This window comes from Bacillus sp. FSL K6-6540, from assembly GCF_038007545.1.
In genome coordinates, this window is record NZ_JBBOXH010000001.1 from 6216394 (window position 1) to 6230145 (window position 13752).

17 protein-coding genes and 1 other annotated feature are annotated in these 13752 nt (G+C 50.2%); of the genes, 7 read left to right on the plus strand and 10 right to left on the minus strand.

The window, feature by feature from the left end:
- Positions 1-90: 90 nt before the first annotated feature.
- Positions 91-1239 (minus strand): transglutaminase domain-containing protein, encoded by a 1149-nt coding sequence (locus tag MHH82_RS27910; protein WP_085982515.1) that lies wholly within the window; start codon positions 1237-1239, stop codon positions 91-93.
- A 105-nt stretch (positions 1240-1344) separates the two neighbouring features.
- Positions 1345-1791: a hypothetical protein gene (locus MHH82_RS27915; RefSeq protein ID WP_009592905.1), complete on the minus strand. Its 447-nt coding sequence runs from the start codon at positions 1789-1791 to the stop codon at positions 1345-1347.
- 182 nt (positions 1792-1973) lie between these two features.
- Between MHH82_RS27915 and MHH82_RS27920 the strand changes: the two genes are divergently transcribed.
- The gene (locus tag MHH82_RS27920) at positions 1974-3146 is read left to right on the plus strand and encodes an MFS transporter (RefSeq protein ID WP_015737429.1); all 1173 of its coding nucleotides are present in this window, start codon (positions 1974-1976) and stop codon (positions 3144-3146) included.
- Positions 3147-3560: 414 nt separating this feature from the next.
- Positions 3561-3908 (plus strand): toprim domain-containing protein, encoded by a 348-nt coding sequence (locus MHH82_RS27925; protein ID WP_009592860.1) that lies wholly within the window; start codon positions 3561-3563, stop codon positions 3906-3908.
- Positions 3909-4030: 122 nt separating this feature from the next.
- Here MHH82_RS27925 and MHH82_RS27930 read toward each other — a convergent pair whose 3' ends face one another.
- From MHH82_RS27930 to MHH82_RS27940, 3 genes are all read right to left on the minus strand, one after another.
- Positions 4031-4648: an SCO family protein gene (locus tag MHH82_RS27930; RefSeq protein ID WP_015737430.1), complete on the minus strand. Its 618-nt coding sequence runs from the start codon at positions 4646-4648 to the stop codon at positions 4031-4033.
- A gap of 80 nt (positions 4649-4728) precedes the next feature.
- Positions 4729-5667 (minus strand): heme o synthase, encoded by a 939-nt coding sequence (cyoE, locus tag MHH82_RS27935; protein ID WP_009592896.1) that lies wholly within the window; start codon positions 5665-5667, stop codon positions 4729-4731.
- 284 nt (positions 5668-5951) lie between these two features.
- Entirely contained in the window at positions 5952-6170 is a 219-nt protein-coding gene (locus MHH82_RS27940) for an alpha/beta-type small acid-soluble spore protein (RefSeq protein WP_015737431.1), read from the minus strand.
- A gap of 122 nt (positions 6171-6292) precedes the next feature.
- Between MHH82_RS27940 and MHH82_RS27945 the strand changes: the two genes are divergently transcribed.
- Positions 6293-6460, plus strand: a complete 168-nt coding sequence (locus MHH82_RS27945; RefSeq protein ID WP_009592873.1) for a hypothetical protein — start codon at positions 6293-6295, stop codon at positions 6458-6460.
- An 11-nt stretch (positions 6461-6471) separates the two neighbouring features.
- Here the strand turns inward: MHH82_RS27945 and trpS are convergent, their stop codons facing one another.
- The gene (trpS, locus tag MHH82_RS27950; protein ID WP_015737432.1) at positions 6472-7458 is read right to left on the minus strand and encodes a tryptophan--tRNA ligase; all 987 of its coding nucleotides are present in this window, start codon (positions 7456-7458) and stop codon (positions 6472-6474) included.
- Positions 7459-7548: 90 nt separating this feature from the next.
- Positions 7549-7790, minus strand: a binding site (T-box leader).
- Between the two features lie 178 nt (positions 7791-7968).
- Here trpS and MHH82_RS27955 point away from each other — a divergent pair.
- Together MHH82_RS27955 and MHH82_RS27960 are read left to right on the plus strand one after the other, a co-directional pair.
- Positions 7969-8958: an aldose 1-epimerase gene (locus tag MHH82_RS27955; protein ID WP_015737433.1), complete on the plus strand. Its 990-nt coding sequence runs from the start codon at positions 7969-7971 to the stop codon at positions 8956-8958.
- A 208-nt stretch (positions 8959-9166) separates the two neighbouring features.
- Entirely contained in the window at positions 9167-9388 is a 222-nt protein-coding gene (locus MHH82_RS27960; protein ID WP_006212633.1) for an alpha/beta-type small acid-soluble spore protein, read from the plus strand.
- A gap of 93 nt (positions 9389-9481) precedes the next feature.
- On the opposite strand, the gene MHH82_RS27965 is transcribed toward MHH82_RS27960, so the two are convergent.
- On the minus strand, positions 9482-9886 hold the full coding sequence (locus MHH82_RS27965) for a hypothetical protein (RefSeq protein WP_009591435.1): 405 nt from the start codon (positions 9884-9886) through the stop codon (positions 9482-9484).
- Between the two features lie 293 nt (positions 9887-10179).
- Complete coding sequence (locus MHH82_RS27970; RefSeq protein ID WP_340968879.1) at positions 10180-11973, minus strand: M3 family oligoendopeptidase; 1794 nt, start codon at positions 11971-11973, stop codon at positions 10180-10182.
- A 146-nt stretch (positions 11974-12119) separates the two neighbouring features.
- On the opposite strand from MHH82_RS27970, the gene MHH82_RS27975 reads away from it, so the two are divergent.
- Together MHH82_RS27975 and MHH82_RS27980 are read left to right on the plus strand one after the other, a co-directional pair.
- The gene (locus tag MHH82_RS27975; RefSeq protein ID WP_015737435.1) at positions 12120-12305 is read left to right on the plus strand and encodes a YycC family protein; all 186 of its coding nucleotides are present in this window, start codon (positions 12120-12122) and stop codon (positions 12303-12305) included.
- Positions 12302-12532: a hypothetical protein gene (locus tag MHH82_RS27980; protein ID WP_340968881.1), complete on the plus strand. Its 231-nt coding sequence runs from the start codon at positions 12302-12304 to the stop codon at positions 12530-12532. The genes MHH82_RS27975 and MHH82_RS27980 overlap by 4 nt, the downstream gene beginning before the upstream one ends.
- Before the next feature lie 78 nt (positions 12533-12610).
- Here MHH82_RS27980 and MHH82_RS27985 read toward each other — a convergent pair whose 3' ends face one another.
- Positions 12611-13306 (minus strand): DUF2225 domain-containing protein, encoded by a 696-nt coding sequence (locus MHH82_RS27985; protein ID WP_251498627.1) that lies wholly within the window; start codon positions 13304-13306, stop codon positions 12611-12613.
- A gap of 57 nt (positions 13307-13363) precedes the next feature.
- Positions 13364-13741, minus strand: coding sequence for a globin domain-containing protein (locus MHH82_RS27990; RefSeq protein ID WP_015737437.1), 378 nt, complete (start codon positions 13739-13741; stop codon positions 13364-13366).
- Positions 13742-13752 lie beyond the last annotated feature (11 nt).

The following is a 13752-nucleotide window of genomic DNA, read 5'->3' on the forward strand; positions in this document are numbered from 1 at the left end:
ATAAACGCCCCCCCACTTCATCTGAAGGCACATCGGATAGGCAAGGGCGGACTTCCTTGCTAGAAAGCCGCCCCTGCCTCTATCACTCTATTAAAATACCTGCTCTTTAATATGCGTCTCATTAAATCGCGGCGGATTAAACCAGTTGCCGCTCTGTGCCCAGGTCGGGTCAAGAGGGATCCAGCGCTTCTCTTCGCTCAAGTAGACTTCATTCCATGCGTGCGGACCATAACCGCCTTGTCCGTTATATCCCCTGCCGGTAACCACTCTGACTTTAAGATCCTGCGACCTCGCCATCATGGCATACAACCGGGCGTAATCAATGCATACCCCTAACCTCGTATCGTAGGTATTCTGCGGCGTCTGCTCTTTCCATATCCGCTGCTCTTCATACAGCGTCACTTTGTCGTGGTCGTATGCGATCCGGCTGCCTACCCAATCATAAAGCTTTCGCGCTTTCTCTTCATCGGTTGATGCCCCCTTCACGACATGGGCAGCCGTCTGCTCGATGCCCTCGGGGATTTGATGGTCGATGACCTCGTACTTTCGCTGAATGATCCCATTCAATTCTTCCTGAACCGACTGGGTAAACACCGGCAGCTTTTCCTTGACGAGAGAACCCGACAAGGGCTCGATCACAGCCCGCGCCCCCTGCTGATAAACCGGAGAAGCCTCGACATACCGGCTGAAGCCGTGATCAGGATTCAGACTGACGAAGATGAATAAGATAGCAATCACAATAATGCTCCGCGCTGCGCCCATGACGACGCCGATTCCGGCACCGGTCAGCCGGCTCAGCAGCGATGCCGAGGTTTCTTTTTTCGTTCCGAAGAGTCCCAGCCCGCCTCCCATGATCAGGGAAACCAGCAGCCGCAGCATAAACACGATAACGGCATAACTCAGCATAAAGAGGACCGCAAACCGAAGCAGCGGGAAATCCGCCAGCGATTTTACGGCCGTATAATAAATCTGCTCCCAGAAGCGCAGCTCCCGATTCGGTAAACCGGAGACCGTGCCCAGCCAATCGCCTGCCTTAGGCGACAGCCATAATGTAAAAGGAACGGAGATCGCAAGCCCGACCAGGCGAAGCACCGCGTCCCCCAGAAAAAAAACAAGCTTCCCGGCTGAGCGGGAGGCTCCGCGACTCCATCCCTGAATGAGTGAAAAAGCCACAATCAGCAGCAGCAAGATGGTGATTCCGTTCCCATCCAGCACACTTTCCTTCCATGCCGACATCAAACGGTATCCCCTCCTATCCCATGATGTCTTGTCAACGGACGTAAGCTTAACCGCTCATGGACATGCTGCCAGCTTACATCCGCATCCGATTGCGTTCATCATTTGTTATTTCGATGCCGAATTGCTCTTGGCATCATCGATAAAGCTCTGAATCGTATCGTTGATGTCCCACTTCCCTACCGAAACACCGCGGAAGGTGACTTCCACCTCTTTCGAACCGGCGCTTCCTTTCAACTCGAGATTGGGCGCTTTAATGGAGTACGTGCCGTCTCCATTCGAAGTATATTGTGCTTCCTTCGCTTCCTTCATCATCATGTTCAGCGCTTCTTTTTTTATCGTATCCACCGTCTCTTCCTTGACCGTGGTTACAACCTCGCCGATTTTGTCCAGGGAAATTCCGCTGTACACCAACAATCCCCCGATGATGAGCACGGCAAGTGCCCACTTAATGACGGTTCTCACCACGTTCAGCACGATAAACAAGATGATTAAGGCGATGGCGATGACCAGCCAATTTTGTTTAAGAAATTCAATCCAGACCTGAGTATCCAATTCGTTTTCACTCCCGTCAATCGTTTCAAAAGCGGCGGTTTATGGCCGTCTTGTTAATTATACATGATACCCCGCAAAGCTGTCAGCCAACCGGGTCTTTTCACAAAAAGGTCTAAGCTTGACCTTTCGTACGTACAAGTAGTAGTACCATATCAACTTTAGCCGGATAGGAGGGTGCCATATTGAAAACCGCTTTATGGCTCTATATGTTTTTGTTTCTGGCGTTTTTTGATTTGCATGCTCAGTATCCTGTACTGACGCCCTTTGCCATTTCACTTGGAGCAGCCCCTACGTTTATCGGCTGGATGATGGGCATTTATGCTCTAACCCATCTGCCCGGCAACCTGCTTGCGGGCAGTCTGATCGATCGTCACGGCAGCAGACGCTACATTATTTTCAGCCTAACCGCCGCCGGTATCATTCTGCTTCTTCAGGCCCATGTCCAATTGCCCTGGCAGCTGCTCGTGCTCCGCTCGATCAGCGGCTTCGTGCTGGCCTTTCTGTCACCGGCCTGCCTGGCGCTGCTGGCGTCGCTCTCCCGGGATCCCGTTACGCAGGGCAAATATATGTCCGGTCATGGCGTGATCCACACCCTTGCCTCTGTCTTGTCGCCGGCTGCAGGAGCTTTCATCGTCGCCAATGCGGGATTTTCCGGCACATTCCAGAGTCTGGGCTGGCTTTTGATTTTCACAGGCTTGATGGCGTTTCTCAGTCTCCCGAAGCCGATGTCGGCCGCTGCTAAACATAAGGATCAGCAGGCTGAACCGATCAACAACGAGAAGCCGGCACGGCTTCCGTTTAGCTTGCGCTTATATTTGATTCCTTTTGCGATCGCTTGCTCTCAGGGAATCCTGTTCTTTGAAATACCGCTTCGGGAAAGCGGGCTGGCAAGCATTATGTCCACCGGGCTTCTCTTCTCCGTCATTAGCCTTGGAGCCCTGGTCACGCTAAGCATGCTGTTCCTCAACCGTTATGCGCCTCATATCAGGGTGACCATCGGCGTATTCGGGCTGGCCATATGCTTCTACGCCCTCGCTGCAGCAGACCATGTACCGATTATGATTATCCTGTTTACGCTCGGACTTGCCAAAGGTTTGCTATTCCCGGCTTTATCCTCTTTGTTCATTCAGCTCAGCGGCGGAGGCAGGCTTGGCAAAGTGTTCTCATTTCAGTCCATCGCCATGTCGCTGGGATCCTTTGTCGGCCCGATCGCGGCTGGACAACTGCGCACGGTGATATCCCCTTATTTTGTTGCGTTTCTTATGCTGATGACGGTCCTGCTGCTGCTCCCCAAACGCAATCGTGAAGCACCTTTGACAGCCATCTCGCCCGAAACCCCAATCTCAACCGTCTGATGAATTTGTACCATGCTAAAAACAGCGCCCAAATCAACGCGGATGGGCCAATACACAGTCCATATGGGTAAACCCACATAAGATACAGTGTGGCAAATGACCACGAACATTTAACCAAGGGGTGAAGTAATCATGAGTCATGTTCATCATAAACATTGCCATGGGGGCCATGGAAATTCCGTAGGAATGATTCTTGTATTGTACATTCTGCTCGTCATCATTCTAAGCTGTTTCTAACTAGAATACATGGATTAATCTTATTGCGGCCATCCACTGGATGGCCGTTTATTATGCCTCCTTTTGCATGATCGGCAGAAAACAAGTTACACTATACCTACATCATTCGACGGCAGATCAACATTTCCCGGGGAATGCTGCCAAGGATCTCCGTATCATGACAGAGGTGATAAAAAGATGCCGATATTTCTTATTGTAGAGGGCAAGAACGACCGGAGCCGGCTGCGTCGGCTGCTGACTTCGGATATAACCATCCTGTGCACATTCGGAACGTTAAACACCGCCAAGCTTGAGAGTCTGCATAAACAGGTGAAGGATCAAGAGGTGTACCTTTTTATGGATAACGACAGCTCCGGCAAAAAAATTCGCGGGGCTCTGCGCGACGTCTTTCCAGATGCCGAACAAATCTATACCCGCCGGGGATATGCCGGCGTTGAAGGAACTCCCGACGAATACTTGATTGCCCAGCTGGAGAAGGCAGGGCTGGAGGAATTCATCATCTACCCGCCCCCTGACGTATTTTGATGAACCGTGTCTATTGTCAAGGATCACAAGAGCATCTTGAATGGCTTCAATTTTCGCTATTTAAATAAAAAGGCGTCCTCCATCTTTAACGATAGAGCGCGCCTTTTGGTTTTACCTGCAATTTATTCCTTAATCAAAGCCTTGATGTCCTTCACGATATCCTCGGTCTTCACTTCGGATGGATCCGCAGCATTATAGGTCTTCCGGATATTATTGTCCCGGTCCACCAAGGCAATGGAATTGCCATGCGTGAAATTCGTCGAATTGTTGCCCAGCAGCGGAATTTTGAAAGACTCCTGCATCAGCTTCCGCGTTTCCTCCTGGTCTCCACGCAGGAAGTACCAGCCGCTGTAATCGGCATAGAATCGGTCTCCGAACTCCTTAATCTTCTCTTTCGTATCGGTCTCCGGATCAAAGGAGATGGACACAAAGTTAACTTCTTTACCGAATAAACCTTCTTTTTTCAAGTCCTCCTGGATCTGAGACAGAACCAGCGTCGTAATCGGGCACACATCCGGGCAGCTGGTGAAATAGAAGTACATAAGCTTCACCTTGCCTTTGGTATCCTCCGACGTGATCGTTTTCCCATCTACATTCTCCATGGAATAGGCAGCAACCTCACGAACGATCGGAAACTTCTCCTTTCCGAATCCAAGCGAGTTGTATACCAGGTAGATGGCTGCTATTACGCATATAGCGAGCAGTACCCAAGTCCATTTGTAACGTTTGAATGCATTCATGACCTTCCCCGTTCTCCCTTCGTCTCAGGCAATCCCTGTTCTATCAGGTTTTAGTGTATCGCTAAAAGCCCAGCCACCTGTTAAAAGGTGGTATTGAGTATGAGAACGATCAGGCTCAAGGTCAAGTAGTTGATGGAGATAATGAATACTTTTTTGGACCAAGCTTCATCGTCCTTGGCACGGAAACCTTGGAGTGCGGCGTAGAGCCACCAAATAGCCAGAAGGAGTCCGATGACCAGAAAGAATATACCGGCATATCCGTATGCATACATCAGGATGGGGATCGGTATGAGAAGCACCAGGTAAGGAATCATCTGATACTTCGTGCGTTTAATTCCTTTGACAACCGGCAACAAAGGGAATCCCGCTGCACGGTATTCTTCCACCCGGCGAATGCCCAGCGCCCAGAAATGCGGCGGCTGCCAGAGAAACAGCAGGGCGAAGAGCAGGACGGCTGCCATATCTACGCTTCCGGTTACGGCCACATAGCCGATTACCGGAGGCATGGCACCGGAGATCGCTCCGACCGACGTGCTCCATGTAGAAGAACGTTTAAGCCAGAGAGTGTACACCACAACGTAAACGAACATTCCGACGGCTCCGAATAGGCCTGCCAGCACGCCTGAGAACAGGAACAGCACGGCTAGTCCCACGACCCCCAGAATGACGGCATACCAAAGAACAACCTTGGGTGTCAAACGCCCGGTTGGAAGGGAGCGATTCCGGGTACGCTCCATCTTCATGTCGAGCTCCCGGTCGAAATAGTTATTGAAAACACAGGACGAAGCCATGACAAGCACAGTTCCGAGAAGTGTCATAATCATCAATCCAAATTGGATATCCCAACGCGATGCCAGCCAAAATCCGGCAAAAGCCGCTATCAAATTTGACCGGATGATTCCGGGTTTCGTCACCGTGATAAAATCTTTCCAAGTCCCCGCCTTATCGGGAGGTGCAGGCGCTGCCGAGGCCAGTGCTGCGGATTCTGAAGGAGCCTGGTATCTCAAGTGATTATCCACGTGTTAACGTTCCTCCTTGTATCTGTCGTTATGGAGGAAGTACTGCCTCCGCTATAAAGTTTATCATATCATTAGTAAAAAGTGTTTAGCAATCCTTCGGAATTCATTCCATCTATATGACAATTCAGTGACATTTGGAAGGGATATCACCTTGACGTTTCGCCGTTGTTTAAGGCACAATTTGTCTATGTAGCAGGATGCCTGTCGGGCCCCTGATATGAATACAAAGCCCGGAGCGCTGACATAGCGCTCCGGGCTTCCATACTCACGTTATGAGAGAGAAATTACAGCGTGCGGCCAGACCCCGAAAGAGCCTGTTCAGCTTGCTGTACCAAACGTTTAGTAATGTATCCGCCCAGGGATCCTGTTTCACGGGAAGTATAGTTACCATAGTAACCGTCCTGAGGAATCGTTACGCCTAGTTCTTGAGCAGCCTCGAGTTTCAAACGTTGTAATGCTGCAGTAGCTTGAGGTACAACCAAATTGTTGCTGCGACGTGCCATATTAAAAATCTCCCTTCACTGAATGTCTGTTATTCCAGTGCAAGCTTGCAAACTTATTATGGCTCCTTCTTGCAACGTTATACGTATTTTTAAAATTTTAATCTTTGGAGGTTTTTTTCATAATGAGTAAAGGCTTATCCCTATGGTTTGCGGTCTCTTCCATCGTCCTGTTGACCGCCTCCGCCATATCCATCAGCTACAACGGATTTCTGGCCGTCGGTCTGGCGCTGCTCTCCATCCTCAACATAGGCTGGGGATTCATTATTAAATCCAAGCGCAAGCCTTCCTAGAAGACCCTTGTTTATTTAGGAGCCAGAAATCCCATCTTGTCCTTCACGCCATCGAGTATTTGGGCAGCGGTCTTCTGCGCCTGCTCGGCTCCCTTGGCGAGAATGTCATGAATTTCACCGGTTTGGCGAATTTCGTGGTATCTGTTCTGAAGCGGCTCCAGAGCGGCTACGACAACTTCGCCAAGCTCCTTCTTGAATGCCCCGTACATCTTTCCTTCGAAACGAGACTGCACTTCCTGCAAAGACACCCCAGCACACTCCGAATAGATGCTCATCAGATTGCTCACCTCAGGCTTAGCGGAAGGATCATACACCACTTCGGCTCCGGAGTCGGTTGTAGCCCGGCTGATTTTCTTGCGAATTTGATCCGGCGTATCCAGCATCGCGATATAACTGCCCTCAACCGGATTGCTCTTGCTCATCTTTTTGGAGGCGTCGTCCAGCGACATGATTCGCGCACCGACTTCAGGGATGAACGGCTCCGGAATATTGAAATACGGACCGAACCGATGATTGAAGCGTGCAGCCAAATCGCGCGTGATTTCCAAATGCTGCTTCTGGTCGTCTCCCACCGGCACAAGATTTGCATTATACAGCAAAATGTCTGCGGCCATGAGCGCAGGATAAACGAACAAGCCGGCCCCAACCGATTCCTTGCCTTCCGATTTGTCCTTGAACTGGGTCATCCGTTCCAGCTCGCCCATATTCACCAGGGTGGTCATGATCCATCCCAGCTCGGCGTGTTGAGGAACATGGGACTGCAAAAAGATATTGGCGCGGTTCGGGTCGATTCCGGCGGCAACGTACAGGGCCGCGACCGATTCCGAGCGATCCCGCAGCGAGCTAGGCTCCTGCGGTACCGTTATTGCGTGCAGATCGACCACCATAAAATAACAGTCATGCTCGTTTTGCAGCTTCACAAAATTTTTAATGGCTCCGATGTAGTTGCCGAGCGTTAGATTACCGCTTGGCTGAATTCCCGATAATACGGTTTTCATGACTAGCCCTCCATTTATTTATATTGTCATTTAATCCAAGTCTGCCCCGTCCTGCGGGAGCATATAGGAACGCAAAAAAGCCTCACATCCGCAAGGGACGTGAGACCGTGGTGCCACCCTTATTCGCTGCAAGCATCATCCTACGCAGGCTGCAGCCTTCCATTCTTGTAACGGAGAATACCCGGCCGGCATATTAAGGAATAACAGCATTATCCCGTTCAGCCCGGCACTCGAAGGGCCATTCAGCAAAGCGGATCCGCCGGTTCGCATCAACCACCGGCTTTCTGAAGGATGGGCCGCACCTGCTTACTTGTCCTTGTCATCGTGTTTCAATCATCATGGATCACTATTACATGCAATGATAAAACTCTTGCTCTGCCTTGTCAATTCCAATTTGGAATCAAGATGTCCGGGCCTATTTGAAGCATTTCTTTTACCCTTTCCACAAAAATCTGTTATGATGTGGTTAATCGTCCAGACCATGATTTCTGTTAGTAAAGGAGCATCGATATGAATCAAGTGACCAAAGGCCAGTGGAATGGTTACGACACCTATATTTTAAACAGCGGCCGTCTTGAAGTGACTCTCCTTCCTCGTCTAGGTAATAACGTCATTGGGATTAAAGACAATGAAAACTCACGCGAAATCCTCCGAAAACCAGATGAAAGCGAGCTTGCATTCTATCTACAGAAGCCTTACCACTTCGGCATTCCGATGCTCATACCGCCAGGCCGGATTTCCAAGGGCCATTTCGAATATGGCGGAACGTCGTATCAATTTGACCAAAATACCGCGAACGACAATCATATCCACGGCCTCCACCGATCACAGGCTTGGTGTGTCAGCGACATAGAGGAGGAGGATGACGGCTGCGCCGTTTCGACCGAGTTCATCTCATCGGATGATCCGAAATGGATTGCCCAATTTCCTGTGCCGCTGAAGCTGGAGATGACCTTCCGTCTTCAGGGGACACGCTTAACGCAGAGCCTTCGCGTAACGAATCTTGGCGCTAGCCCCATTCCGTTCGGCATGGGTTACCATACGTGGTTCCTGCTGGACGGCGAACCGCATCGCTGGACGCTGGATCTGCCAGTTGAAGGCATTTATACTTTGAATAACGAACTGATCCCGACCGGCGATCTTTCACCTCTCGGCCATTTGGAACAACTGAATTCGGGACTAAACCTGAAGGATGCCGACCTGGATACGATATTAAAGATCCCTGAGGGCAAACCTGCCGAGGCCTTGCTGAAGCGGGACGATGGTTACCAAATTCATTATTCGGCAGACCGTGCCTTCTTCAAGCATTGGGTGCTCTATACCAAAGGTGTTGCCGAGCAGTTCCTCTGCATCGAACCGTACACCTGGCTTCCCAACGCACCCAATTTGAATCTCCCGAACGAAGAAACCGGGCTGATTCATTTGGAACCGGGACAGACCGTGAATCTGACGACCAAGATCAGCATTCAGAATACGTCACCGGAGGCAGAGCAAGACTAAGCCAGTGTCTCCATTGACACATAACATCCTCATATACTTAACTTTTCAGCAAGAGCAGCCCTTTGAATATCAAAGGGCTGCTTTTATTTGATCTATGAACAATGCCTACGGGTAATTTTACCAGCAGACGATCTGCCTCCTGCACGAATGAGATCCCTATCAATCAGGTCATAATATCCTCATACAACACCAAAGGAGGTGACATGACATGGCTCAAGGTCGTTCTTCTAACAATCTTGTCGTACCTCAAGCAACTGCAGCTCTTCAACAATTGAAGATGGAAGCTGCTCAAGAACTGGGCGTAACGATTCCACAAGACGGTTACTACGGAAACTATACTTCCCGTGAAACCGGTTCTTTGGGAGGTTACATCACCAAACGTCTGGTACAATTGGCTGAGCAGCAATTATCGGGTCGTTCGAACCTGTAATTAGCATCTCTTCCCTCCAGCCGTAAATAGAAAGAGGCGATCTTCTCCCCAAAGATCGCCTCTTTCGTTATATGTTCTATATAATAAATGATTTCAGGATTCCGAAGCAGCTTCGGCATATGTATTACGAGGGTACCGTATCATCAAGTTGGCCATGTTATAGTTGGATTCAAGCACAGCATCCACAACGACGATGCCTTGTCGTACCATAAATTCATAACTGATTTCGCCATGTGTCCAATGGCGTTTATGTTTCAGACTTTCAAGCGCCATCGAACGAAAAGAGAATTGTTGAGCCTCACTTAGCCCCTCCTCTTGCGGAGCTATGATCCCGTTACGCCCAGACAATGGATTATGCCGTATGCCAAATTTACCAATTACATTGTTTCGTATTTGTACAAAAACCGTCCCCGAGCTTAGACCTCCCAACTCTTCTTCCAGCTCTTTAAACACGATGTCCAGCTGCCTAGCCAGTGATAATTGATCTAGTTTTACCATCCCTTCTCCCCTCCTTTATTAGTAAATCTTCCCTATTATTAGGGCTTATGACTCATTATAGGGGATAGAAATCATTGGATCAACAATATTCAACACATTTGGGTATTTATTACTAAAATTGCACAAATATTTTAGTTTTCCGCTCCTTTATTGCGTCAACTTTCTTTCTTTTACGACAAAAAAAGAAGCCCCGAAGGAGCTTCTTTCGAATATGGGAGTAAATCTGCAGTCGGAGATCAAACGCCATAACAGAAACTGCATTTTTAACTGTTTTTTCGAGGATAACCAACAATTTATGCTAAATGCTCTGTCATTTGTAAGAACTGCTTAATATCGCTTACGCAGGAGTCCGCCGCGCTTTGCCAGAAGTCGCGCTGGGTCAGATCTACATTCAGATGTTTCTTTGCCAGGTTCTCCACGGACATTACGCCTGTGTCTCGAAGCAAAGCATCATATTTGTCCGCAAAGGTCGGACCTTCTTCCAATGCCCGAACATAGAGGCCCGTACTGAACATATAACCGAAGGTATACGGGAAGTTATAGAACGGGGTGCCCGTGATATAGAAATGAAGCTTGGATGCCCAGAAATGCGGATGGTACGATGTCAGGGCATCACAGTATGCTTCCTTCTGTGCCTCCACCATCAAATCGGAGATCTCCTCGCTGCTCAGCAGACCGTTCTTCCGCTTGTCATAGAAGCGGGTTTCGAACAAGAAACGTGCATGAATGTTCATAAAGAAGGCCACGCTGTTCTGAATTTTCTCTTCCAACAGAGCCAGCTTCTCCTCTTCGCTGCCTGCCCCCTTCACCATCGCATCAAAAACAATCATCTCGGCGAAGGTGGATGCCGTCTCGGCGACATTCATCGCATACTTTTGGTTAAGCACCGGAATTCCGCCCATCAGATGCTGATGATAGGCATGACCCAGCTCATGAGCCAGGGTCGAGACGTTCGAGGCCGTTCCGCCAAACGTCATGAAAATCCGCGTCTGGCCGCTTGCCGGGAAGGAGGTGCAGAAACCGCCAGGTCGCTTCCCGGATCGGTCCTCGACCTCAATCCAGCTCTTGTCGAACGCCATCTGCGAAAAATCAGCCAATCTCGGGCTAAACTTACGGAATTGCTCCACGATGTTAACAGCGGCATCGTCATACGAGATCTTGGTTGCCGAAGTACGGAGTGGAGCATCCACATCGGTCCAGGACAACCCGTCCAGACCGAGCAGCTTCGCTTTGCGGTTCAAGTACTCCACAAGCACCGACTTCGTATCCTGGATGACGGCCCACATCGTGTCCAACGTCTCGCGGCTCATCCGGCCAATCGCCAGCGGTTCTTTCAGGACATCGTTCCAGCCGCGGTTCTCGTACAGTTTCAGGCGGTAGCCGGATAGATGGTTCAAGGTATCCGCGCAGTAATCAGCGGAATCTCCCCAAGCCTTCTCCCACTTCTCAAACATGGATTGGCGCACTTCCCGGCGTGGATCATGCATTTTATTGAATGCTTGCCCTGCCGACAGCATGACCGTCTCTCCGTCTTCCTCATACGGAATTTGGATTTTCTTCACGATGGTGTCGTAGAACTCCCCCCATCCGTGATAACCGTCTACCCCCAGCGAAAGAGCCAGGCTTTCCAGCTCGGGACTCATCTTATCCTTCGCGAGATTGCGGCTTTCGTTCAGTACGAATTCCAGCTCGGACACCTTATCCGTACCGGTCCATGCGGTCCAGAGCTCATCGTTCATTCCGCGAAGCACGTTATCGAACTGGTTCTTCACCGACTGCAGGGCCGCAGACAGCGTAGTTACCCGCCCGGACAATTGAACCGCCTTCTTGTCATTCACGTTCTGTGCGGTCAGGCAGCCTACGAAGGCAGAAACCTCGCGGATCCTTGCATAGGCGCTCTGGAACTGCTCAAGGAAGCGCTCCAGACTGGATGCGCTCTCGATGGTCTCTGGAACAGCCAATGCCTTGACGTCTTGCTGAAGCTTATGTACATCCTGCTCCAAAGCCTCAATAAAGCTCCCGAGCTGCGGCGAGGAGGAGCCTCCTGGAAATATCGATTCCAAATCCCAAGTTTGTTGAAGTGCCATCGAACATTCATCACCTTTCGAGATAAAATATGAATTCAAACGGAATACCATTTGTGTGGACTTAGGGAAAAGTGTATAACTATATATAACTAAAATACTGTTTTCCCTCTTGATCAAACAAATTACTGCTGGAGGAGCTAGAAGCCATGAGACCTTTGCAAATTTCACCGGAGACGGCGGTTACACTGTCCAAGCAGCTGGGCGTTCCGCTGGAACAGCTGATGCATATGCCTCAGCATATATTAATGCAGAAGATTGCCGAGCTTGCCAAGAATGAGGAAGCGAAAGCAACCCCGAAAGACGATGAGTCCCATTCATCGGAGAACTCATGATTCCTTTTTCGAATACGTGGCCTTATGATGTCGTTGGCAACGACGTATATGTACACAGCTGCCCCTTCTGCGCGACAGACAATGTCTTGCTTCCCATGAAGCCTAAGGAGCTTGTGAGCGTTAGGGAAGGGAAAAAGAAGCTGCTCATCTTCCCCTGCTGCCACAACAAAGTTACCGTGCTGGACAGCGACATCGACTATTTGCTCACGGATCAGCGATTGCGCTGACTCTATCTTAAAGCAAGCCATCGCTGCAAATTGCAAATCAACAGCCTGCTGGCCCACCGTTCAGCGGGCTGTTTGCATTTAAGACTCCGCCGGAATCGCCGCGTTCTTCTGCTCCCGGATCTGTTCGGCTATCAGCTTCCACTGCTCTCTGGAGGCTCGGATCATGGCAGCATCCATGATCTTCTCGTCCTGGACCACTCTGGAGAACCACTGGACCGCCTCCTGGAACTGTCCCAGCCTGCGATGAATCTCTCCGATCAGGTACAGCAGACGGGCATCATTCGCCCCTACCCCTTCCAGCTCAAACACCCGGATATAAGATTCCAGGCTGTAGCTCAAAAACCGCTTCTCTTGATCCTCGTTGCCCTGATACCGGTACAGCCATGCGATATGGTGCAGCAGGCTGGCCACGATGCGGTCCCGCTCCCCGATCACCTGGGCGCAGAGGAGAGCCAGCTTGTACGACTCCAGGGCATCCTCCAGATTGCGGGGACCTCCCATATCCCTCTTCTCCCAGCGGCATCCAACCTGGTCATAGAAGAGCGTCTTCTGCCGTTCATTCAATTTCAGGGTCGAGTGTTCCGTCGAAGCAAATCCGCATTCGGGACAGACCCGCACCACGTAAAAATCGGGGTTCTCCGATTTGTAGTAAGCGCAGAAATCCGTATCCGTACGGAATGCTTTCTTAAAGCTTGGTCTCACCCTGGACGTTAAGTATTCATGCTCACAGTGCGCACAAGCCACCTTGATGGAATACAAGGGTTCCAATTTCACGCCATTCGCCATCCCTTCATTCGCGTCTAATTCCTGTCCGTTTCTAGATCTAAGGCACTACGGAGTATTCACGAAATGGTGGGCGGGACCCGAAAGACGCTGCAGCACAAAATCACGTAAATCATCCTCCACGCCGATTTCGATTAAGGCTCCGGCCATGCAGCCAAGCCATTCTTCGGCATGACGGTCGGTAATCGGGAATTTCATGTGCCTGGCCCGCATCATCGGATGTCCGAACGCTTCCGAGAACAAGGCCGGCCCCCCGAAAAACTGGCTCAAAAACATATATTGCTTCTCCATCACCGGCAAGATATCTTCCGGAAACAATGGCGAAAGCAGCTCATTTTGCTGCACTCTCGGATAAAAAGCTTCGACGAGCGATCGTACACCCTCGGCACCCCCGAGGTTATCATAGATGCTTAAGTTCGGATTCATATCCGCTAATT